Here is a 21,571-nt window from a genome sequence, read left to right on the forward strand (position 1 = left end):
CAGCTTGGCACAGTGGCCGCGCCGCTCGGCCCGGGAACCCGGCTTGACCCGGGTTCCCGGGCCGAGCCGCGGTGCGGGTGCCGAGCGCCCCGCTCCGGCACGAGCCAAAGGCGCCGCGCCGGAGGCAAAATGAGGCATGGGCACGACGGACTCCTCCCGAGCAGTCGCCGGCCGGTCGGTGGCCGGCCCCGCCGCGCCGCCCAGTGGCCTGCTCGATCTGCTCAGCGTCGCCGCGGTGGTGCTGAACACGGCCGGCGAGGTGGTCTTCTGGAGTCCGAAGGCCGAGGAACTGTTCGGCTACACCGCGGCGGAAGCGCTGGGTCAGTCCGCAGCCCGGCTGACGGTCCACGAGGAGCACCGGGATGAGGTGACCAAACTCTTCGCCGAGATCATGGAATCCGGCACCGACTGGGCCGGGGTGTTCCCGATCCGGCACAAGGACGGCAGCACCCGCCTGGTGGAGTTCCGCAACATGCGGTTGCTGGACGACCTCGGTGACGTCTACGCCCTGGGGCTCGCCGCGGATCAGGCCGCTGTGGAGCGGATCGAGCGAGATGCCGCCCTGGCCATGCGCCTGGTGTCCCAGTCCCCGGTCGGGCTCGCCATTCTCGACCCGGACCTACGGTACGTGGCCGTGAATCCCGCTCTCGAACGCATCACCGGTCAGTCCGCGGCCGAGCGTCTGGGCCGACCGGTCGGCGAGGTCCTGACCTTCCTGGACACGGACCCCGAGGCGCGTCTGCGCCGTGTCCTGGAGACGGGCGAGTCGGTCGTGGACCGGGACATCGTCTGCCGTCCCCCCGCCGACCCGGACCACGAGCATGCCTGGTCCGTCTCGTACTACCGGCTGGACGATTCCGGCGGGCGGGTGCTGGGCCTGGCCTATTCCGTCATCGACGTCACCGAGCGTCATCGAGCCGCTGCCGAGGCGGCACAGGCCCGGCAACGGCTGGCACTGATCGCCCAGGCCTCCGCCTGCGTGGGGTCCACCCTCGACCTGGAGACGACAGCGCGCGAGCTCGCCGACGTCGTCGTGCCGGTCCTGGCCGATGTGGCCGCCGTGGACGTGCTCGACAGCGCCCTTGACGGCCGGACCGCGCCGAGCGAGGGACCGGCCCTCTTCCGCGCGCTTGCCGTGAGGGCGGCCCTCTCCACCGAGGCAGCCCGCGCGGCCGACCCGCCAGGTGGACTCGCCACCTACGGCAGTGACCGCCTGATCACCCGGTGCGTGCGCACCCGCCAACCGGTAATGGTGCCGCATACCACCCGTCGGGATCTGGAGCGCATCGCCCGCCATGGCGAGGCCGCCTCCCTCCTGGCGACGGCCGGCGTGCACTCCTATCTGGCCGTACCCCTGATGGCCCGGGGCGAAGTCCTCGGCGCCCTCGACCTCGTACGCACCCGGAACCCCGCTCCTTTCGATGACGACGACGTGTTCCTCGCCCTGGAGTTGGCCGCCCGAGCCGCCGTCTGCATCGACAACGCCCGTGGATATCAGGCCCAGCGCCATGCGGCACTCACTCTCCAGCGCAGTATGCTTCCCCAGCTCACATCGCCCCTGCCGGGCTTGGAGGTTGCCTGCCGCTACCAGCCCGCCGGCGCCGCGAGTGAGATCGGCGGCGACTGGTACGACGCCATACCCCTGCGGGGAGACAAGACCGCCCTGGTCGTCGGGGACGTCATGGGCAGCGGCATCAACGCCGCCGCCACCATGGGTCAACTCCGCAGCGCTGCCCGCGCCTTCGCCGAACTCGATCTCGCCCCGGCCGAGGTTCTGTATCACCTCGGTCACCTGACCGAAGGGGTCGAGCAGGCCATCACCACCTGCATCTACTGCGTCTGCGACCCTCGCCGGGGCCAGTGCCGGATATGCCTCGCCGGACACCTGCCCCCGGCCCTGCTGCGTGTCGGCCACGCACCGCGGCTTCTCGACCTTCCCACCGGCGCACCGCTGGGCGTCGGCGGGGTCCCCTTCGAGGCCGCCACCATCGCCTTCCACCCCGGCGACGAGCTGGTTCTCTACACCGATGGCCTGGTCGAAACGCGGAGCGAACCCATCGACGCCCGCCTGGACACCCTGCTCGACGCCCTCGCGGCGACACGTGGCCATGACCTGGAGGAGACCTGCGACCGCGTCCTGGAGATTCTCCGCCCGCCCGGCGGCGAAGACGATGTCGCTCTGCTCATCGCCCGATCTCAGCCCTGAGCGGTCACCGTTTCTCCGTCTCTGAGGGACGGCCAGCTCGGCCCAGATGGTCTTCCCGGACGAGGTGTATCGCGTGCCCTGGCGTTGGGACACCTGGGCGACGAGGAACAGGGCGCGGCCTCCCTCATCGTCCCGACGCGCGCGCCGCAGGTGAGGTGCGGTGTGCGCGTCGTCGGAGACCTCGCACAGCAGGGAGCGGTCCCTGATCAGCCTCGGCAGGACGGGCCCGGTGGCGTACCGGATGCTGTTGGTGACCAGCTCGCTGACCACGAGTCCGGCGGTGAACGCCAGTTCGGGCAGCCCCAGGCCTCCCATTGGCGCTCGCTGACGGTGCGGGCGTGAGCCACCATGGCCGGGTCGGGCGGCAGGGCCGACAGCGCCCGGTCGCACAGTTCCTCCCATGGGCATCGGTGCCAGGTGAGCACTTGGGCAAGGCGGTCGATTCCGCTGTCGATGTCGGTACGCCGGTCCTCCACGAGCCGTCGGTGAAGAAGGCCACTACGCTGCCGCCGGACAAGTTCAGCTCAACGTTCTCGCAGGGCAGGCCGCCCAGCCCCAGGGGCGGTCCCGGTGCCAGCGGGGACAAGGCCACCGAGCCGCTCGCATCGGCCACGATCGGCGGGGGATGGCCCGCGCTCGCCCGGACGCACCGGCCGCTGACCGGGTCAGAGATCGCGTACAGGCACGTCACCCCGAGCGCCGCGTCGCTCAGCCCGTCATTCGCGCCCCGTGCCACACGACGGACGACAACCGCAGGTCCGAGCGGTGGCCCGTGGCTTGAAACGACCCCGTCCCGCGAGGCAACGTATCCTGGCCCATGACGACCGACTCCCGTGACCGATGTTGACGGTTTGCTGACCGACAGCCGTGGTGCACGCCGCTGACCTGCGGTAACGATGATGAGTGGCGGCCCGCCCCGCCCTGCCGAACGCCGTTGTCACACCGCGCGGGAATCCACCGCGCCGCTGATACGTCCGACGTGCCATCGACCCTCATCGCCCCTCATCCGAAAGGCTTCCGATGACTCAGCCTCCCGCCGTTCCGGCCGTTGAGCGCAACGACGCCAAGCACCGGTACGAGATCCTGGTCGACGGCGAGCGCGCCGGGCTGACCGCCTACCGCGACCGCGGCGAACAGCGTGTGTTCTTCCACACCGAGATCGACGAGGCCTTCGCCGGACAGGGCCTGGCCTCCCGGCTGGTCGAGGAGGCGCTCACCGACGTACGGGCGTCCGGGAAGCGGATCGTGCCTGTCTGCCCGTACGTGGCCCAGTTCCTGAAGAAGCACGAGGAGTTCGCCGACATCACCGACGAAGTGACGCCCGACGTCCTGCAGTGGCTGGAGACCGAACTGGGCTGACCGTCCGCACAGCGCCGGGCACAGGGCGCCCGTCCCCGCGGTGACCGTGACGTCGTACCGCCCCGCTTCGGTGGGCCACGTCAGCTGTGTGCGGTCGCCGGCGCCGTACACGGAGAAGTCCTGGCGGCCGTCGGTGCCGGCGGCGTCCCAGACGTAGGCGCGGGACGCGTGTGCCGTAACCGTGAACGGGCTGCCGGTGAAGGGCAGGGCGACGTTGGGCAGCACGGTGAAGTGTTAGCCGACGCTGCCGGGGACCCTGACCGCCGCAGCGAGTCACCGGCGTCCGCCTTCGCCATCAGGGCGACGGTGTCGGGCAGTTGGGGAATACTGCAGTCGGGCCTGGTGAAGTCGAAGCAGCTGGTGAGGTCGCCGCAGACGGCGCGCCGCCAGTCGGAGATGTTGGGCTCGTGCACACCGGTGACGCGCTCAGCACCGAAGTGTGGTCGAACACCCGGGAGTTGGCCCAGCCGCCGCGCGACCACAGCGACACGACCCACAGCGGTACCCGGCTGCCGAGGGGGGAGACGGTGGGCAGGGTGCCGTCCTTGCGGTGCTGGTCGAACACCGTGAGGTCCCACTTCGTCATGGCGTTGACGTAGCGCGGGTCGTCCTGGCCTGTCGCCGCGCTGGGGGTGCGTCGGGGAGGCGAGCGCGATGCTGCTGCCGGATGCGGCGGCTGGTGAGAGGGAGGACACGGGGTTGGGTCCGCTCCGCCCCGGGTGCCGCCGTCGCCTGGGCCGGACAGGGGGCGGGCTCGACGGCCACCTCCAGTGCGGTGCGGGCCTGGCCCGGCCCGGAGCGTGACAGGCGTTGAGGCCGTAGACCATCAGCAGTCCCGTGAACGAGGCCATCGTTGGTTCAGAACGGGTAGTCGGCGATGTCCGGGCGCACGGTGACCCACTGCGTCTCGGTGAAGGCCTCGACGTTGGCGGCGGCTCCGCCGAACCGGGACCCGGTGCCGGACGCCTTGACCCCGCCGAAGGGGGCGTTGGGCTCGTCGTCGACCGTTTGCTGATTGATGTGGATCTTGCCGGAGTCGATCCGGTCGGCGAGCTTCATTGCCGTGCCGACGTCACCGAGGATGCCGACGGACAGCCCGAACTCGCAGTCGTTGACGATCCGCGCGGCCTCCTCCAGCGTGGCGAAGCCGATGACGGGTGCGACGGGTCCGAAGATCTCCTCGCGCCACGCCGGCATATCGGTGGTCAGCCCCGTCAGTACGGTGGCACGGTACCCGGCGCCCACGATCTCGCCGCCCGCGGCCAGCGTCGCGCCCGCCGCGACGCTGTCGGTGACGATCCCGTGCACCCGCTCCAGCTGCCGCCGGTCGATGAGCGGCCCCAGCGCCACGTCCTCCCGCGCGGGGTCGCCCACGGGCAGCGCCTCGGCCTTGGCCGTGAGCGCGGCGGTGTACTCGTCGAGGAGGGACTCGTGCACGATGTGCCGGCCGGTCGTCATACAGATCTGCCCCTGATGCAGGTACGAGCCGAACGCACCGGCCGAGGCCGCCTTCTGCACGTCGGTCCCGGGCAGCACCACCAGGGCGTTGTTCCCGCCGAGTTCGAGGTGGGCCCGCTTGAGCAGCCGGCCGGCCCGCTCGCCGATCGCCCGTCCGACCGGAGTGGATCCGGTGAAGGAGACGACCCGTACCTCGGGCGCCTCGACGACCGCCTGACCGACCGAGCCGTCGCCCGGGAGCAGATGAAGCACCCCGGCGGGCAGCCCGGCCTCCTCGAAGACCCGCACGATGACGACACCGCCGCTGACCGCGGTGCGCGGATCCGGCTTGAGCAGCACCGCGTTGCCCAGCGCCAGCGCGGGCGCCACCGAGCGCAGACCCAGGATGAGCGGGAAGTTGAACGGCGCGATCACGCTCACCACGCCGGCCGGGCGCCGCCGGGCGAGCGACCAGCGGGCGTCCTCGGACGTGAGTACCTCACCCTGCGGATGGGTCGGCAGCCCCGCGCACTCGAAGCACTCGCCGAGTGCCAGCTGCACCTCGAAACCCGCCTTGGCCCGTACGGAGCCCGCCTCCCGCACCAGCCAGTCCTCGATCTCGGCGGCGTGCTCGGTGAACAGCTCGCCCGCCCGGCGCAGTACGGCCGCCCGCTGTTGTGGAGAGGTGGCCGCCCAGGACTGCTGGGCCTCGGCGGCGCGGGCAGCGGCGCGGCCGACGTCCTCGGCGGTGGCCAGGCCCACCGTGCCTAGCTGAGCCCCGGTCGCAGGCTCGATCACCGGCTGCTCTCGGGTGGCGGCCTTCCAGCCGTCGCTGAAAAGCTTCTTACTCCAGACGTTACTGTCGAGGAGTGTCATCGGTCTTCCTTCCGTCACCCGTGACGGGTGAACTCTCCATGAAGCAGCCGGACTTGGTCGACGGGCAGTGCTCCGGAGGGCGTGGTGAGCGCCGTGCCGACCTGGACGAGCCGGGGACCGCCCGGCGCTTCGGACAGTACGGCCCGCAGCACGTCCACGCCGCCGACGTGCCGGGGAAGTACCCGTAGGCCTGCGCGATATGGGTGAAGTCCAGGCCCGGGATGGAGAACGTGAGCGCCACCCTGACTGTCGCCATGCCCGCCGCCAGAGTATTCGTGGAGCTGGCGGACCCGACGCCCCACGCTGCGATCGATGGCATCGGCTGGGTTTCGGAAGCCGCAGACCGGGCGCCGCTGACCGAGGTGAGCAGATATCCCGGATGGACGTGAGCCGAGCTTGTGGCCGTACCGAGGGAAGGAGGCCCAGTGTGACGATCCGGTGGATCGACGACATCGAGGACGTCAGCTCGACTGAAGGCCGCCGAAGGGGCCGTGGCCTGACGACGCCTCCCGTACGTGCCGCACACCGGGATCCGGCGGACGCCGATGAGGACTACGGCCTGGTGATCCGCGTCAGGCGGACGGCGCGCCGGTGAGGACCTCGACCTGGCCGGTGTCAAGGGAGTAGTAGGCGCTGACGACGGCCAGGTCGCCCTTCCGCACCATCGGGGCGAGGTCTTTGTTGGACCGCAGGGCGGCGGAGGTCTGCTTGGTGTGGATGCGGATCATGGCGTCGACGGGGTCGGAATGCTTGCCCTTCGCCGTCTCCTCGTACGCGGGCTTCAGCGCGTTGGAGATGGCATCCAGATTGCCTGGCAGCTCCTTGCCGTCCTTGAGCGCCGTGTACGCGGCCTTGATGGCGCCGCAGCGTTGGTGCCCGAGGACGACGATCAACGGCGTGCCGGAGGTCAGTGGCCCGTACTCGACGGAGCCGGTGACGACAGGTCCCACCACCTGTCCGCCGGTGCGCAGCACGTACAGGTCGCCGAGCCCGGTGTCGAACAGCAACTCCGGCGGCACCCGGGAGTCGATGCAGGAGAGGATCACGCCGTAGGGGTGCTGCTCCGCGGCGACGAATTGGCGGCGAGCGGGGTCCCGGTCGGGGTGCTGCAGTGTGCCGTTCACCCAGCGCTTGTTGCCCTCCATCAGCCGCGCGAAGGCCGGCCAGGGGGAATCCGGCCGTGCGGTCGGACTCGCGGACACGGATGGGGCCGCCGCGACGGCCTGCTTCTTGGTCTCGGTCGACTTCGAGGAACAGCCGGTGATCAGAGCGGCGGAGGCCAGCAGGCCCCCGGTGAGTATGGCTCTGCGCTGCGGGTGCCCAGTACTGACCATTGCGCTCTCCTCGTTGCTTCTCGTACGGAAGCTGCGACTGAGTGGCCTTCTGCCCCTGTGGGTGCCGGAGCCGGTCAGGCTTGGAACGCCGAACGGGCGGGCAGCGTGCCGCACGGCCTGATGTCGAATCTATTGCATAGGTAAAGGTCATGCGTCTGGGCCTGGTGTACCCGCGTCTCCCGTCGCAGTGAGCGAGGTGTGCTCCCGCCTCGTCCATTGCGCCGGAGAGCTGGCCTCCCGCGCCTCGGTTGTCCGGTCGGAAGCCGGCCCGTCTCACTCGGCCATTCGGATGAACGGGCCGATCGTCTCGGCCGGGGCGCCCACCGGCTTCTGACGACCTCGTGCATGGGTGGCCGTGGCACATCGAGGTCTGCGGAGCCGCGAGTGCAGGCGAGAGGTGCCCCGCAGCCGTGGTGGATGCCGCGGCGCGTACTGACCGTGGTGTCGGCCGATGGCGGCGTCACTGCCGGTGTCGGGGTGGTCTGGCTCGTGTGGCGTCCGAAGTCACCGCACATGCTTGAGCACCTTGCGCTCCTGGAGTGGTACGGCGAGCGGTGGCGGCATGCACGGGGAGGCAGCGGCCCCGGACACGATTCTGCCGACGTCGATGTGCTCGACGTCTGCGACAGCGCGGGCGCCCCTCAGGCTCAACGCGCATCACGGTGCCAAACGGCTTCGTGGGCAAGGACGTCGATGTCGGTCGGCCTGGCGGGGCCGGCTTCCTCGCGAGCCCAGGGAGTTCTCGCAGTTGACGGCCGCGAGCAGGTTGGTCGGACCCGTGGTTCGAGGAAGGTGAGCACGCCGGACTGGCGCAGGACAGTAAGCCGGCGTCGACGTCGGTCACTTCGACGGGTCGCGGGTGAGCAGTGCGACCCGGTCGGGGGTGAGGCGGGCGGGCCCGGCCGCTCTTCGAGCCCGTACCTCGGCAGAGTCGGTTACCGGCCGGTAGATTTGGCTGATCATGTACTCCCCGCAACCACTTGAGTCTCTCTAGGCTCCGATCACCACACCGGATGGATGCCGTCGAGGCATCACGGTCCGATCCGAGCCCGATGGAGACACCGATGACGCGGTCCGGCCGTATCCGTGCGCACCTGGTCCGGGGTTGCCTGGCGGGAGCGGCGGCGATGACCTCGATCGCCCTGTGCGCGAGCATCGGCACGGCCCCCGCCTCAGCCGCCACGCCTCCGGCGCGGTCGGCGGCCGCCGTTACCGACGGGCCGTCCTTTCGCCTGGTCGACATTCCCATGAAGGACGGTGTCGTCCTCAAGGCCGATGTCCTTGCGCCCGCGGCCGGAACGCCGGGCGCCGACTCGCGTGGACGCTATCCGGTGATCGTGCAGCCCGCCTCCTGGGGGCAGAACGACCTGGAGTATGTCGCTCAGGCCAGGAAGCTGGCTGCCGACGGCTATGTGGTGGTCACCTACACGGTGCGCGGATTCTGGCTCTCGGGTGGACGGGTCGACGTCGGCGGGCCCACAGACGTCGCCGACATCTCCTCCGTCATCGACTGGACCCTCGCCCACACCGAGGCCGACCCACAGCGCGTCGGCATGCTCGGCCTGTCACTGGGCGCGGGCATGTCCCTGCTGGGTGCCGCCTTCGATCCTCGGATCAAGGCGGTGGCCGCACTGAGCGCTTGGGGTGACCTGGTCGACTCCCTCTACAGCGGTCAGACCCGGCATCTGCAGGCGGCAGCACTGCTCAACGCCCTGCAGGCGCCAACCGGCCGTCCGGGCGCGGAGTACGCGCGGACCCTGGCCGACCTCTACGCCAACCGCGACATGAAGGAAGTCGTCAACTGGGCCAGAATGCGGTCTCCGTTGACCTACATGGATCGCATCAACGCCCACGGCACGGCGGTCTTGCTGGCCAACGCGTGGAGCGACAGCATCTTCAACTCCAGCCAGATCACGGACTTCTACCAGAAGCTGACCGGCCCCAAGCGCCTGATCATGCGCCCCGGAGACCACGCCACCCAGGAACTGACCGGATTCCTCGGTATGGACAACGAGACATGGGCGAACGCACATGACTGGTTCGACCAGCAACTGAAAGGCAGTGGCGGCACTTCGGGGGACCATGGCGCACCGGTGGAACTGCACGTCAGGAATGGCGGCGGTGAGGAGGATTATCCGAGCTGGCAGGCCGTAAGCGCGGGGACCCGGTCACTGCCGCTCGGTCGTGCGGACGCCTTCGGCACCGGTGCGCTCGATGGTCCGGCCGACACCGGATGGCGCACCTCGATCACCGGTGGCATCGATTCCGGTGCGGACGCCGGGGTCACCGAACTGTCCGGAGCGCTCGACCAGATCGCCGCGCTGCCGCCGATCGTCGAGGTTCCGCTGCTGCCGCGGTTCGCTGCCGCCGTCTGGCAGTCGGCGCCCTACCCCTCCGTCCAGCGCATCCGCGGTGCGGTCACGCTGCACACCACCGTCACCTCCTCCGCTTCGGAGGGCACCGTCTTCGCCTACGTCTACGACGTGAACACCCTCGGCGTGGGCAAACTCATCTCGCACGCACCACAGAGTTGGTCCGGCCACACTCCGGGGCAGGCCTTCCCGCTCGACGTCGCGCTCTTCACCACGGCCTACGACGTTCCGGCCGGCCACCGGCTGGCCCTCGTCCTCGACACCAAGGACCCCGCGTACGGCGGCAGCACCCCGCTCGGCAGCGACGTCTCGTTCAGCTCCCCGCAGGCCGACCCGTCCCGTCTGGTGCTGCCACTGCGTTGACCGGACGACGGTGGCGTGTCCCGCGCGAAAACCTTGGCTCAAGGGGCGGGCACAGGCGGCGACCCCACGAACGCCAGGGCGGACTGGGCCACATCCGAAGGGAGAGGGGGGTCCTGTGCCGCACGTCAGCGGGCGCGTAGGTCGAGGGAGCGCCGGTGGTCGGTGGAGCGGTGGTCGGCGCCGATGGCGTCGCCTCGAACAGGGTGATGCCGGCTCGGCGATGCGTCGGCGCCGACTGGATCCGGTGCGACGGGTTTCGTGTGCGCCGGGCCGGGCGCGGTGCGCAGCCACCCCGTCCGGGCGGCGAGGGTGCCGAGCGCGAGGGAGGTGAGGTGGCCGGCGTCGGCGAGTTCCTGGTCGTACAGCAACGCGGCCGTCAGCGCCGCGGCGAGCAGAGGCAGCCCGTAGCGGCGCAGTCGGCCGTCGGCGAGGGTGAGCAGGCAGGCGCCGGTCGTCACCAGGCCGTAGCTGATGCCCACGTCACGGGCTCGGGTGGGAACTCCCGGCAGATGGGCGACGTGCATCAGCCACAGGGCGCCCTCGGTGAGCAGGGTCGCGGTGAGGTGGCCGAAGACGAACACTCCGCAGGCGCGCAGCGTGCCCCAGCGCCATTCGGCGCATCCCAGGACCCCGGCCACGGCGGCGATACCTACCAGGGCCGGGACGCCGTCGACCACCAGACCGCTGGTGAACAGGGTCCACCACTTGCCGACATCCATGTGATGGACGTTGCTGCTGTTGTGGCGCATGAAACGGGCGCGCTCTGCCGCCGGTTGTCCCTTCAGCCACCATGCGGTCAACAGCAGGGCCGTCACGTACACGGCGGTACCCGGCAGCCGCCGCCTCAACGTCTTCACAGCCCTCATATGCGTCCGTTTCATCCCTTTTGATGCTGTTCTCGTCACCCACGCTCGGGCGCTCACGGGCGATGTGCCCGGCCTTCCCAGGAAGAGACCATCGGCCGCGGCGTGAGGTTCCTGCGAAGACCAACATGAGAGGCATTCTCATGAAGCGATGCTGTACTGCCCGCAGTGATCAGTGGTTCGACGTACGGGGAGGGGTTTCGCATGGCGGAACGCTGGACGGAGGGACATGCGCAGGCGCCAGGCGGTATCGGCGTCGGTCGCGCGACGGTTCGTCGGCGTTGGGCGTTGGCCGCGATGGCGGCGGCCGTGCCCGTGATCCTTGCCGGCTGCGACGGCAAGCACGCGCACAAAGCTGCGTCAGGCCCTTCCGGCGCGCCGGCTTCCGGGGTTCCGGTCGCGGACAACACCGTCATCATGATCATCCGGCACGGGGAGAAGCCAGGCAAACACGAATCCGGCTTCGACCAGAACGGCCGTCCTGACGCCAAGTCGCTCACCCAGCACGGCTGGGAACGGGCCAGGGCACTGCCGAGGCTGTTCGACCCGCCCAAGGGCCAGGCCCTGAAACCCGGCATCATGCGCCCGCGGACCATCTACGCCGCAGCCGACCAAGGTCCGCTCGCCGGCGCCCACCGGATGCGGGAGACCGTCACACCACTCTCCCAGCACATGGGCATTGCACTGACCACCACCTATGCAGAGTCCGAGGAAACCGCGCTGGCCAAGGCCGCACTCTCCGCTCCCCAACCGGTCCTGATCTGCTGGGAGCACTCGCGCATCCCGGCCATCGTCGACGCCCTTGGCGCATCGCACAGCGGCGCACCCGCGCAGTGGCCGGAGCGCTTCGACCTGGTGTGGGTCTTCACCCACACCGGTGGCTCCTGGACCTTCCGCCAGGTCGGCCAACACCTGCTTCCCGGCGACGTCTGAAGCCGCCGCGCAGGGGTTCGCAGCGTCGCGCAGGAATGCCTCGGCTTACGCAATCCCGCTACCGAGGCGCAGGGTCTCGGAGACCGCTCGGCGCCCCTATCGTCCCCGTACCGGAGCATCCACGTGGCGAACTCATCCTCCCTCTATGCCAACTGGACGCCGGCAACTTCGGATGGGAGCACAAGCTCCAGACTCCCAACCCCACCTGGACCCACGCCGCACTGCTGACCGCCGTGCGGGGGCGTCATCCGTGACCACGACCAGCCTCAGCCGGACAGCCCTGTCCCCGCCCGTGCCGCCACCGTACGACCGGCCGAACGCCCACCCAAGACCGGCTCGTGACCGCCTGAGTCTCAAGACCAACAGGATCGGCCTGCCCGTAGCGGCCAGCCGCCTGTCATGCTCAAGTGATGCAGAAACCTGCCCCCGACGGTCCTGCCGACATACGCTTCCCGCTGCTCACCCAGCAGTGGCTGGATCTGACGTTCATCCACTGGGCCGTCGAACCGGCCGTGGTGGCACAGCTGTTGCCGATCGGGACCGTACCCGACATCCACGATGGAAGCACTTACGTCGGGCTGGTCGCCTTCCGTATGCACAAGGTCGGCTGGTTCCGGCTGCCCGGGGTGCCCTACCTCGGTTCGTTCCCGGAGACCAACGTCCGCCTGTATTCGGTGGACACGCAAGGCCGCCGCGGTGTTGTCTTCCGCTCGATGGACGCCTCGCGCCTGATCCCCGTGGTGATGGGACGCATCGGCTTCCACCTTCCCTACCTGTGGTCCCGTATGGCCGTGCGCGCCGTCGGCGACACCGTCACCTATACCAGCTCGCGCCGCTGGCCGGGCGGGCGTGGCGCGTCCAGTCGCATCACCGTACGCCCAGGTGAACGCATCGACGAACCCACAGAGTTGGAACACTTTCTCACCGCACGCTGGGGCATGCACAAGCCCTCCGCCGACGGGGCAGCGTACCTGCCCAACCACCACCCGCGTTGGCCCCTGCACCGCGCCGAGCTCATCACCTGTGAGGAGAACCTGCTCACCGCGGCCGGCCTGCCCGCGCCGAGCACCGTCCCGGTCAGCGTCCTGTACTCACCAGGTGTCCCGGTCCGCCTCGGCCGCCTCGTCCGCCAGTCGGCCCCCTCTCGGCATCGCGATGGCGAAGTGGGTCCGGCCGATCATTTACAGGCAGAAGGTCGCCCACGGCTGGGATTTCATCAACTGATGGTGTAGATACGTCAGTTGTTGCGTCTCCTAGATCGCAACAGGCGGTGACCGCGGTAACTCCAGTCGCTCTTCCCGCGAACACCGACCCCCCTCATGTACAGCGAAAGGCACATGTATGGCGAACAACCGCAGTATGCGCCACGGCGGACGGATGCTGGCGCTCTCAGCGGCTGCCCTGGGCATGGTCGCGGCGATAGCCGCTCCGGCCTCCGCCGATGACCAGCCCACGCGGGCACAGCTCATAGCCGACTGCGACTCGGGTGAAGGGAAGTGCACCTTCAACGACCCGCAGCTGGGCCAGGCGTATCTCGGAGACTTCCACCGGGTCTCCGACTCGCTCTACAACTGCAGCACCTCGCCTGCCACCCAGTCGATGACCTGGTCCGACACGGTCGGTTCCACGGACTCAGCAGGCGTATCTGTGACCGCCGGCGGCAAGATAGCGGGAATCGTCGACCTCAGCGTGACGGCGACCTACAGCCACACCTGGTCGAGCACGCACTCGGAGACCAGCTCCGTCAACATGACGGTGAAACCAGGTGAAGTCGGCTGGATCTCCCGTGCGCAGGTGATGCAGACCGTCTCCGGCACATGGCAGACGCATTACGACGGCCGGAAGTGGGGTCACTACTTCTGGTTCGTCCCCGACGTCATCACCGGGCCTGCCCCGAACGGGACGGACGGCCAGAGCAACGCGGTGGTCGTCAAGTCCAGGAAGATGACCGCCGAGGAGAAGGGGTCCTGCTCCAGCCGCTCCGGTAAGGCCAAGACGTTCGTCGCCCGAGGCTGATCCACCGAACGAGCGCCTGGCTGCCTCGCAGTCCGTACACCGCGAGGCAGCCGGGGGTCAGCTCAGCAGGGCGGTCAGCCCGAGCAGCGGCGGTCCCATGAGGGGGTTCGGCAGGCCGGCAGGAGGCTTCGTGCCGAATGGGCGTGACCTGCCCGCACGTTTCAGGAGCTGGAAGACCATCTATGACAGGCATCGGCGTTGGTCGGCGGATGGCACGTGGGACGAGGCGCTGCGGGCTGATGGTGATGCCGGGGGCGGATCGACTGGTCCGTGGTGAGCGTGGACTCTCCGTCCTCGCCGGCCGAATGCACCAGCGGGACCCCTGGCTGGGCCGCCGCCTCCCACGTCCTGGCCCAGGCCGAGGCCACCCACACGCTCCAGGAGCCGCACAGCGGGCCCACCACGTACTCGATCACAGCGTCGAGCTGACTCGGACCCGCCGGAACTCACGGTCCTGCTCATCCGTCCGATCCCCGAGGTCCGCGCGGCTGCCGCGGCTTCAGCCACAGCCTCGCCGTGAGCGGGGGCTTCGTCGCCGCCTGGGGTGGCTACGCTTTCGGTCAGCTGGGCGAAGGCAGTACGACCGCCAGCAACATTCCCGTCACCGTGGTCACCGGTCTCGGCAACATCACCATCATCGCCGCCCACAACGGCGGGAATTTCAGCCTCGCGGCGGCCTGAGTCCGCACCGCGGGCATCGGGGAGCCGGAGTCGGGGAGACCCTCACCAGCGTGAAGACCCCCACCAGCGCCCCTGCCCAGAGCCAGGGCGTGGATGCGGGCAGGAAGATCGTCGGCCACCCGCAATCCGCAAGGTCCGGGGCGACGGCGGCTACCGGAAAGCACTTCGTCGGACACGCCGTCACCCTCGGCATCGACATGGAGATCGTCCAACGCACGCCCGGAAGCGGCGAATTCCCCCCATACTGAAGCGATGGACGGTCGAGCGGACCTACGGATGGCTGATGCTCCACCGACAGCCCTGGCGGATAGGCTCGGCCACGTCCGCGAGATCGCTGCAGCCCTGGTTCCGGGCACCGAGGAGTCGTCGATGCACCATCCGGACCCGCGGTATGCCGCGCGGCTGGCCACGTATGGAACCGTGGCCACGCGCCTGTCCCTGCTGAGCGACCGTCGGCTCGGCGAGATCGTGGCCGCCGCAGCCCCGCTCGGGTCGGGCATTGGCGGCAGGTCTTCGGAGCTGGACATCGATGGCGCGCGGGTGTTCGTCAAGCGGGTCCCTGTGACGGACACCGAGTTACGGCCGGAGAACGCGCGGTCGACGGCAAACCTCTTCGGACTGCCGATGTTCTACCAGTACGGGGTGGGCTCAGCGGGGTTCGGGGCCTGGCGCGAGCTGGCCGTGCACGTCATGACCACCAACTGGGTACTCGGGAACGAGTACGAGGGCTTTCCACTGATGTACCACTGGCGCATCCTGCCCGACTCCCCTCCCGAAGGGTTCGCCGACGGGTTCGGGGGCATCGACGGGGCGGTCGCGTACTGGGAGGGCTCATCGGCCGTGCGTGAGCGTCTGGAGGCCATCGGCCGGTCTTCGTCCAGCCTGGTGCTTTTCTTGGAACACGTCCCGCAGACACTCGCCGACTGGCTGCACGACTACCGGACCTCGGCGCCGGAGGGCGGAGTGGGCTCGCCGTATCTATGGGTGGAGGAAGCCCTTGCGCGCGGGACCGCCTTCATGAGCTCACACGGACTCGTCCACTTCGACGCCCACTTCGCCAATGTCCTGACCGACGGTCGACTGCTGTACTTCGCGGACTTCGGACTCGCCCTGAGCTCCGGTTTCGAACTGTCAGCAACCGAGGCGGAGTTCCTCTCCGCCCACCTCGCGTACGACCGCTGCCACACTGCGAGCCATCTGCTCCGCCACCACCTGCCCGATGGCCTGCGCGGCGATAGGGAACACGAGGCGTTCCTGCGCGAGTGGATCGCCGGCCACCGGCCCGATGGCGTCCCGCGCGATATCGCCGCGATCATCGACCGGCATTCCCGAGCTGCCGTGATCATGGGCGAATTCGCCCGCCGTCTGCTCACGGAGAGCAAGCGGACGCCCTTTCCGACGACCGAGATCGAGCAGACCTGGCGCACCACTGCGATCGCTGCGCCCTGCTGAGGCCAGCATGTCCGGGACAACGAGTCGCAGCCTGGAGTCGTCACGTGCCGACGACGCGGGGAAGGTGGTGGGCCTGGCGGTGGCCCCGCTGGAGTCGTGGCGCGCGGTCGCGTCGCGAGTCGCCGCCGGCCGTTAGAGCCTGTCCGGCGGATGCTGGCGCGGACGCGGGGGCTGGCGCGCTCCCCACTGCCTTTCGGGCGTGGGGGCACCCCAGCGGCGTTGTCGTCGGTTGCCGGCGCTCCGCGTCGGTGCCCCATCGCCCCCGCTCACCTGAGCCGATGAGGCGCCGTCGAGGTACTGCGACCTCATCGGCCGGACAGGCCCTGGCGAGGCGAGTCGCAGTCGGGCGTCAACTGGACGGCCGGGGCGGGTCGGAGCCGGTGTCGAGGGCCAGTGCCGCGAAGGTGGCCAGCCAGTGGTCAGTCGTGAAGTCCTCGCGCTCTACGGCGGGCAGACCCGCCGCCAGGTGGGCTGCGGCAGCATCCGCGAGCCGCGCACGGACCGGCCCGTCCGGCAGCGCGGCGGCGATCGAGCGCAGCGCGGCGGTCCGGCTGAGGGTCAGACCCAGCAGATGGCCGATCTGCGGGTCGGCGTGGTCGGAGACGACCGGCACGTCCAGCAGCGGACAGGCGGCGCCGGAGCGCAGTGCGGGCAGGAAGCGGTCGAGCCATGCTGCGAACCGTTCCCCGTCGAGCACCCGGCGCATCGCGTCGGCCTCGGTCAGCGCCGGGGACAGGAAGTCCTGGCCCGACGGTTCCCAGTGCGTGGGCGCGTCGTGGTCGTCGGCGAACCAGTCCAGCAGGCGTCGTCGTACCGCCTCGGTGGTGGCGGCCGGCAGCTCGCCCGTGTCGAGCAGCAGGCCCAGCGCGAAGGCGCTGTTGGGATGGTTGCCGTGGCGCACCGGATACGTGGCCTTCGGCAGCCAGCCGGCCAGCAGGGTGTCGACGGCGGCGACGCCCGGCGCCAGGGCCTTGGCCCAACGCCCGCCCGCCGCGCCCCCGTACGCCCGGCATTCGGCGGCCAGCGCCACCAGCCAGGCCCAGCCGTACGGCCGCTCGAAGGAGGGACGGTCGAGGAGACAGGCGGCTTCGACAGCGATGTTCTCCGGCGTGAGGTGCCGGTCGAGTACGGCGATGACGGGCGCCGCCTCCGGGAAGGCGGGCGTGGCACCGTGGCGGCGCAGCAGCCGGACGAGCAGCCAGTGCATATGGACCGAGGAGTGCCAGTCGTAGGCGCCGTGGAAGGCCGGATGCAGGGCGCTCGGCCGTACGTCGTCGTCCGGTGAAGTCATCAGGTGGGCGGGGGAGTGGGGGTACTCCCGGGTGATGTTGGCGAGGGCGAGCCGGGCGAAGCGGGCCGCGTACGCGGTGAGGGGCATCAGTGGGTGGCTCCCTCGGTGACCTTCAGGTCGTGCCCCGTGGGAGTGTGGGCGGCGGCGATCAGCAGGGCGCGCAGTCCGTGGGCGACCGTGGTGGGCTCCAGGGCCGGGGCGGTGCCGTCCGTGACCTGTTGCGGCGCCCAGGGTACGTGCACGAAACCGCCGCGGGCGTGCGGGAATTCGGTGGCGATGAGGTGACCGAGGCCGTACGCGACGTGGTTGCACACGAACGTGCCCGCCGTGTTGGAGACGGCGGCCGGCACCCCGGCCGCGCGCACGGCGGCGACGCAGGCCTTCACGGGCAGGGTGGAGAAGTAGGCGGCGGGGCCGCCCGGGACCACGGGCTGGTCGACGGGCTGGTGGCCCGCGTTGTCGGGGATACGGGCGTCGTCGACGTTGATGCCGACGCGTTCCACGGTGACGCCGGGACGGCCGCCCGACTGGCCCAGACACAGGATCAGGCCCGGGTTCGTCTCGCGGACGGCGTCGCGGAGGGCGTCGATGGACTTGCCGAAGACGCAGGGGAGTTCGACGGCGGTGACCGTGAGTCCGGCGGGCGGCTCGGCGGCCACGAGGGAGGCGGCCTGCCAGGACGGGTTGACCGTCTCGCCGCCGAAGGGGGCGAAGCCGGTGACGAGCACGTGGGTCATGGCACTTCCTTCACGAAAAGCAGAGGCCGGCGGGTGCCGCGCGGGAGGCGATCCCGGCGCCGGTCGGCGTCGGCATCGGTCAGAACGCGAACACCGCCATGATCACGGTGGAGCAGACCAGGAGCGGGAGCGCCGTCGGGATCTGGGTCTTGATTGGGCCGTACTGGTCCTTCAGTTCGAGCAGGGTGGCCGGGACGATGTTGAAGTTGGCGGCCATCGGGGTGCAGAGCGTTCCGGAGAAGCCGGCCAGCATGCCGATCGCGAGGACGGCCGGCGGATTGCCGTGCATCTGCTGGATGAGGACGGGCCAGCCGATCGCCGCGGTCATCACGGGGAACGCGGCGAAGGCGTTGCCCATGATCACGGTGAACAGGAACATGCCGACGCAGTACGCGAGGACGGCGAGGTATTTGGAGTTGTCCGGCAGCACATCGTGCACGATCTTGCCGACCTGGGTGCCGACCCCGGCCAGTGCGAAGATCGAGCCGAGCACGGCGAGGAGCTGGGGCAGCAGCAGCGCGGAGCCCATCGCCTCCAGCATGGAACGCCCGGAGTGCAGCGGCACGGACAGCTTCCGCTCGCCGGTGACGAGCATGCCGACCACGAGGGCGACGAGGCAGCCGACGCCGAGCCCGAGGAGGGTGGCCTTGCCGGTCTCGAACAGGCCGGACGTGTCGAGGACGGAGGCGCAGACGATGGCGACGAGCGGGACCGTCAGGGCGGGGATGAAGATCTTGCTGCCGAGCCGGGTCGCCGAGGCCTCGCGTTCCTCGGTGGTGCTGGTGACCGGGGCGCCCTTGCCGAGGAAGTTGAATCCGGCGAGCACGATCAGGGCGAGGACCGCGACGCCGAGCGGTTCGGCGGGCAGGGTCCAACCGCCGTTCTTCGCCGTGGCGTTGGCGACACCGGTGCCGTAGGGGAAGGCGAGCCCGAGCAGGCCCCAGAACGCGGCGGACGTCCACCGCCTGGGATTGCTGCGGTCGGCGGCCATCTGGACAGCCATGACGACGAAGACGAGACCCACCAGCCAGTAGAGCCATTCGACCTTGATCACTTCTTGGTTCCCTTCGGCAGCGGCAGGTCGTGTTCGGCGGCGGCGAGCGCCATCTCCCGCTGCAACTGCCGGTCCAGGAGCAGCAGACGGGAGCCGTGGATGAGGAAGGCGCAGACGGCGAGCGGTATCGCCCACAGGGCCAGCTGGGTCGGCTCCAGGTTCTGGTGGTACGTCGAGTTGACGAAGCCGGTGATCAGAAGGATCGAGCCGATCGCGATGAAACAGTCCTCGCCGAAGAACACGCCCACGGTGTCGGCCGACGCCGCGTAGGAGCGCACCTTCTCGCGCAGGCGCTCGGGCAGCGGGGCGCCCGTCGAGCGCTCGGCGGCGGCCTCGGCCATCGGGGCGACGAGGGGCCGTACCGTCTGTGCCGGCCCGGCGATGCTGGTGAGGCCGAGCGCCGCGGTGACCTGACGGACCAGCAGATAGACGGTGAGGAACCGGCCGGCGCTGAGGCCGCCGAGCCGGCCGATGAGCCTGCGGGCCTGTTCCCGCAGGCCGTAGCGCTCCAGCAGGCCGATCACGGGCAGGACGACGGCGAAGACGGTGACCGAGCGGCTGTCGGCGAAGGACCGGCCGAAGGCCGCGAGGACCTCCAGCGGGTTCATCCCGCCGATCAGTCCGGTGAAGACACCGGCGACGCCCACCACGAGGACGGGATTGCGGCGCGTGACGAATCCGAGGATCACCACGACCACGCCGAGCAGAACGATCATGCGATGGCCTTAGGCGTGAGCGGGCTGGACGCCCGAGCGGCGCGGATCCGGGGGGCCGAATCCGTGAGGGATGCAGGGACCCTAGGGGATCGTTCAACGATCGAACAAGAGCGTGTTCGGAAAAACCATTCCCTTGTCGGATCGTTCAACAATCCATTACGTTCGCCTGGTGATCGACCTCAACGCAGACCTGGGTGAGGGCTTCGGCCGCTGGACCCTCACCGACGACGACGCCCTGCTCTCGGCCGTGACCAGTGCCAATGTCGCCTGCGGCTTCCACGCGGGCGACCCCTCGGTGATGCGCCGCGTCTGCGACCTCGCCGCCGCACGCGGAGTCCGGATCGGCGCGCAGGTGTCCTACCGCGACCTGGCCGGCTTCGGCCGCCGCGCCATGGACGTACCGGCCGACGAACTGGCGGCCGAGACGGCCTACCAGATCGGGGCGTTGCGGGTCTTCGCGCAGGCCGCCGGCGCCGAGGTGGCCTATGTCAAGCCGCACGGCGCGCTCTACAACCGCACCGTGCACGACGCCGAGCAGGCCGCGGCCGTGGTGGAGGGCGTGGAACTGGCGGGCGGGGCGCTGCCGGTGCTCGGCCTGCCCGGCTCGCGGCTGCTCGCCGCCGCCGAGGAGGCGGGCCTCACCGCCGTGCCGGAAGCCTTCGCGGACCGCGCCTACACCCCCGCCGGCACCCTCGTGCCGCGCCGCGAGCCGGGCTCCGTGGTGACCGACGAGGACGCGGTGGTCCGGCGCGCGCTCGCGTTCGCGGTGGACGGCGCGGTCGAGGCCGGGGACGGTACGACCGTCCCGGTGGCCGCCCGCTCCCTGTGCGTGCACGGCGACACGCCGGGCGCCGCCCGGATCGCGGTGCGGGTGCGCGAGGCCCTTACGGCGGCCGGGGTCGAGGTCGGGGCATTCGCATGACGCCGAGCCGGTCCGTGAAGGTGCCGACGCAGAGCCGGTCCCTGGAGGCGCGGCCCGCCGGGCGGCACGCGCTGCTCGTCGAACTGCCGGACGCCGAGCGCACCGGAGCCTTCCACGCCGAACTCCTGCGCCGGCGCGCCGCGGGAACCCTGCCGCAGGTCGAGGAGATCGTGCCGGGCGCGCGGACCGTGCTCCTCGACGGAGTCGCGCACCCGGAGGAACTCGCCCGCCGGATCGCCGACTGGGACATACCGTCCCGCGCCGACGACGACGGGGGAGCGGTGGAGATCCCCGTGCGCTACGACGGACCGGACCTGGCCCAGGTGGCCGCCCTGTGGGGCGTCGGCGTCGACGAGGTCGCCGCCCGGCACTCCGCGGACACCTACCGCGTCGCCTTCTGCGGCTTCGCCCCCGGCTTCGGCTACCTCACGGGCCTGCCCGCCGAACTGCACGTACCGCGCCGCGACACACCCCGCACCCGGGTCCCGGCCGGCGCGGTCGCACTCGCCGGCCCGTACAGCGCGGTGTACCCGCGCGCCACCCCGGGCGGCTGGCAGCTGATCGGCACCATGCCGGACCCGGCACCGCTGTGGGACCTCGGCCGGGAGGAACCGGCACTCCTGACGCCGGGCACGCGGGTGCGCTTCGTGGCGGTGACAGAGGACGGCACACCATGACAGCCAAGCTCACCGTCATACGCTCCGGAGCCCTCACCACGGTCCAGGACCGCGGCCGCCGAGGCCACGCCCATCTGGGCGTTCCCCGCTCCGGCGCCCTGGATGCCCCGGCCATGAGCCTGGCCAACCGGCTGCTCGGAAACGCCCCTGACGCCGCCGTCCTGGAGACCACCCTGACCGGTTGCGCCCTGCGCCCCGACCGCGGCGTGACCGTCGTGGTCGGCGGCGCGCCCTGCCCGGTGACGGTCGACGGCCGGCCGGCGGCCTGGGGCGTGCCCGTAC

At 70.4% G+C, this 21,571-nt stretch carries 23 protein-coding genes and 2 pseudogenes; 15 read left to right on the plus strand and 10 right to left on the minus strand.

The window, feature by feature from the left end; all coding sequences use genetic code 11:
- Nucleotides 1-136 precede the first annotated feature (136 nt).
- Nucleotides 137-2,206 (plus strand): SpoIIE family protein phosphatase, encoded by a 2,070-nt coding sequence (locus M878_RS89010; protein WP_023553336.1) that lies wholly within the window; start codon nucleotides 137-139, stop codon nucleotides 2,204-2,206.
- 124 nt (nucleotides 2,207-2,330) lie between these two features.
- On the opposite strand, the gene M878_RS95480 is transcribed toward M878_RS89010, so the two are convergent.
- Nucleotides 2,331-2,942 carry a SpoIIE family protein phosphatase gene (locus M878_RS95480; RefSeq protein WP_425347921.1) on the minus strand — a complete coding sequence of 204 codons (612 nt, stop codon included), beginning with the start codon at nucleotides 2,940-2,942 and terminating at the stop codon, nucleotides 2,331-2,333.
- A 284-nt stretch (nucleotides 2,943-3,226) separates the two neighbouring features.
- Between M878_RS95480 and M878_RS89015 the strand changes: the two genes are divergently transcribed.
- Nucleotides 3,227-3,565, plus strand: a complete 339-nt coding sequence (locus tag M878_RS89015) for a GNAT family N-acetyltransferase (RefSeq protein ID WP_023553338.1) — start codon at nucleotides 3,227-3,229, stop codon at nucleotides 3,563-3,565.
- Between the two features lie 295 nt (nucleotides 3,566-3,860).
- On the opposite strand, the gene M878_RS000000100735 is transcribed toward M878_RS89015, so the two are convergent.
- Nucleotides 3,861-4,151 carry an alkaline phosphatase family protein gene (locus tag M878_RS000000100735; RefSeq protein WP_425347922.1) on the minus strand — a complete coding sequence of 97 codons (291 nt, stop codon included), beginning with the start codon at nucleotides 4,149-4,151 and terminating at the stop codon, nucleotides 3,861-3,863.
- Nucleotides 4,152-4,423: 272 nt separating this feature from the next.
- Complete coding sequence (locus M878_RS89025) at nucleotides 4,424-5,878, minus strand: benzaldehyde dehydrogenase (protein ID WP_023553340.1); 1,455 nt, start codon at nucleotides 5,876-5,878, stop codon at nucleotides 4,424-4,426.
- Between the two features lie 38 nt (nucleotides 5,879-5,916).
- Between M878_RS89025 and M878_RS99100 the strand changes: the two genes are divergently transcribed.
- Both M878_RS99100 and M878_RS95495 read left to right on the plus strand, forming a co-directional pair.
- On the plus strand, nucleotides 5,917-6,066 hold the full coding sequence (locus M878_RS99100) for a hypothetical protein (protein WP_158692846.1): 150 nt from the start codon (nucleotides 5,917-5,919) through the stop codon (nucleotides 6,064-6,066).
- A gap of 42 nt (nucleotides 6,067-6,108) precedes the next feature.
- Nucleotides 6,109-6,267: an SRPBCC family protein gene (locus M878_RS95495; protein ID WP_209445598.1), complete on the plus strand. Its 159-nt coding sequence runs from the start codon at nucleotides 6,109-6,111 to the stop codon at nucleotides 6,265-6,267.
- Nucleotides 6,268-6,450: 183 nt separating this feature from the next.
- On the opposite strand, the gene M878_RS89030 is transcribed toward M878_RS95495, so the two are convergent.
- Nucleotides 6,451-7,212: a carbonic anhydrase gene (locus M878_RS89030; RefSeq protein ID WP_023553344.1), complete on the minus strand. Its 762-nt coding sequence runs from the start codon at nucleotides 7,210-7,212 to the stop codon at nucleotides 6,451-6,453.
- An 840-nt stretch (nucleotides 7,213-8,052) separates the two neighbouring features.
- Entirely contained in the window at nucleotides 8,053-8,175 is a 123-nt protein-coding gene (locus M878_RS000000101205) for a hypothetical protein (protein ID WP_280923674.1), read from the minus strand.
- 101 nt (nucleotides 8,176-8,276) lie between these two features.
- Between M878_RS000000101205 and M878_RS89035 the strand changes: the two genes are divergently transcribed.
- Nucleotides 8,277-9,947, plus strand: coding sequence for a CocE/NonD family hydrolase (locus M878_RS89035; RefSeq protein WP_106962791.1), 1,671 nt, complete (start codon nucleotides 8,277-8,279; stop codon nucleotides 9,945-9,947).
- Between the two features lie 125 nt (nucleotides 9,948-10,072).
- Here M878_RS89035 and M878_RS50135 read toward each other — a convergent pair whose 3' ends face one another.
- Entirely contained in the window at nucleotides 10,073-10,813 is a 741-nt protein-coding gene (locus tag M878_RS50135) for a rhomboid-like protein (protein ID WP_245238316.1), read from the minus strand.
- Nucleotides 10,814-11,227: 414 nt separating this feature from the next.
- Between M878_RS50135 and M878_RS89040 the strand changes: the two genes are divergently transcribed.
- The 7 genes and pseudogenes from M878_RS89040 to M878_RS89060 all read left to right on the plus strand — a co-directional run bounded on the left by M878_RS89040 (nucleotide 11,228) and on the right by M878_RS89060 (nucleotide 15,892).
- A complete protein-coding gene (locus M878_RS89040; RefSeq protein ID WP_031227173.1) occupies nucleotides 11,228-11,743 on the plus strand; it encodes a hypothetical protein in 516 nt (171 codons plus the stop codon).
- A gap of 410 nt (nucleotides 11,744-12,153) precedes the next feature.
- Nucleotides 12,154-12,975: a YqjF family protein gene (locus tag M878_RS89045; RefSeq protein ID WP_023553348.1), complete on the plus strand. Its 822-nt coding sequence runs from the start codon at nucleotides 12,154-12,156 to the stop codon at nucleotides 12,973-12,975.
- Between the two features lie 109 nt (nucleotides 12,976-13,084).
- A complete protein-coding gene (locus M878_RS89050) occupies nucleotides 13,085-13,759 on the plus strand; it encodes a hypothetical protein (RefSeq protein WP_023553349.1) in 675 nt (224 codons plus the stop codon).
- 142 nt (nucleotides 13,760-13,901) lie between these two features.
- Nucleotides 13,902-14,047 (plus strand): annotated as a pseudogene (locus tag M878_RS95500) (transposase); the annotation flags it as partial.
- A 228-nt stretch (nucleotides 14,048-14,275) separates the two neighbouring features.
- Nucleotides 14,276-14,440 (plus strand): RCC1 domain-containing protein, encoded by a 165-nt coding sequence (locus tag M878_RS97955; protein WP_023553351.1) that lies wholly within the window; start codon nucleotides 14,276-14,278, stop codon nucleotides 14,438-14,440.
- Nucleotides 14,441-14,490: 50 nt separating this feature from the next.
- On the plus strand, nucleotides 14,491-14,688 hold the full coding sequence (locus M878_RS89055) for a hypothetical protein (protein WP_023553352.1): 198 nt from the start codon (nucleotides 14,491-14,493) through the stop codon (nucleotides 14,686-14,688).
- A gap of 121 nt (nucleotides 14,689-14,809) precedes the next feature.
- Nucleotides 14,810-15,892, plus strand: coding sequence for a protein kinase family protein (locus M878_RS89060; protein WP_023553353.1), 1,083 nt, complete (start codon nucleotides 14,810-14,812; stop codon nucleotides 15,890-15,892).
- 349 nt (nucleotides 15,893-16,241) lie between these two features.
- Here the strand turns inward: M878_RS89060 and M878_RS89065 are convergent, their stop codons facing one another.
- The 4 genes from M878_RS89065 to M878_RS89080 all read right to left on the minus strand — a co-directional run bounded on the left by M878_RS89065 (nucleotide 16,242) and on the right by M878_RS89080 (nucleotide 19,690).
- Nucleotides 16,242-17,270 carry a DUF2891 domain-containing protein gene (locus M878_RS89065; protein WP_023553354.1) on the minus strand — a complete coding sequence of 343 codons (1,029 nt, stop codon included), beginning with the start codon at nucleotides 17,268-17,270 and terminating at the stop codon, nucleotides 16,242-16,244.
- Nucleotides 17,270-17,920: a pyroglutamyl-peptidase I gene (pcp, locus tag M878_RS89070; RefSeq protein ID WP_023553355.1), complete on the minus strand. Its 651-nt coding sequence runs from the start codon at nucleotides 17,918-17,920 to the stop codon at nucleotides 17,270-17,272. Before pcp ends, M878_RS89065 begins: the two co-directional genes overlap by 1 nt.
- A 79-nt stretch (nucleotides 17,921-17,999) precedes the next feature.
- On the minus strand, nucleotides 18,000-18,974 hold the full coding sequence (locus tag M878_RS89075) for a DUF979 domain-containing protein (RefSeq protein ID WP_023553356.1): 975 nt from the start codon (nucleotides 18,972-18,974) through the stop codon (nucleotides 18,000-18,002).
- Nucleotides 18,971-19,690, minus strand: a complete 720-nt coding sequence (locus M878_RS89080) for a DUF969 domain-containing protein (protein ID WP_023553357.1) — start codon at nucleotides 19,688-19,690, stop codon at nucleotides 18,971-18,973. Before M878_RS89080 ends, M878_RS89075 begins: the two co-directional genes overlap by 4 nt.
- A gap of 169 nt (nucleotides 19,691-19,859) precedes the next feature.
- Here M878_RS89080 and M878_RS89085 point away from each other — a divergent pair, with 169 nt between their 5' ends.
- The 3 genes and pseudogenes from M878_RS89085 to M878_RS89095 form a co-directional block, all read left to right on the plus strand.
- Complete coding sequence (locus M878_RS89085) at nucleotides 19,860-20,612, plus strand: LamB/YcsF family protein (RefSeq protein ID WP_023553358.1); 753 nt, start codon at nucleotides 19,860-19,862, stop codon at nucleotides 20,610-20,612.
- Entirely contained in the window at nucleotides 20,609-21,289 is a 681-nt protein-coding gene (locus tag M878_RS89090) for a 5-oxoprolinase subunit B family protein (RefSeq protein ID WP_031227179.1), read from the plus strand. The genes M878_RS89085 and M878_RS89090 overlap by 4 nt, the downstream gene beginning before the upstream one ends.
- Nucleotides 21,286-21,571, plus strand: a pseudogene (locus M878_RS89095) (allophanate hydrolase subunit 2 family protein); the annotation flags it as partial. The gene M878_RS89090 and the pseudogene M878_RS89095, both read left to right, overlap by 4 nt.

The organism is Streptomyces roseochromogenus subsp. oscitans DS 12.976, from assembly GCF_000497445.1.
In the GTDB taxonomy this organism is placed as follows: Bacteria; Actinomycetota; Actinomycetes; order Streptomycetales; family Streptomycetaceae; genus Streptomyces; species Streptomyces oscitans.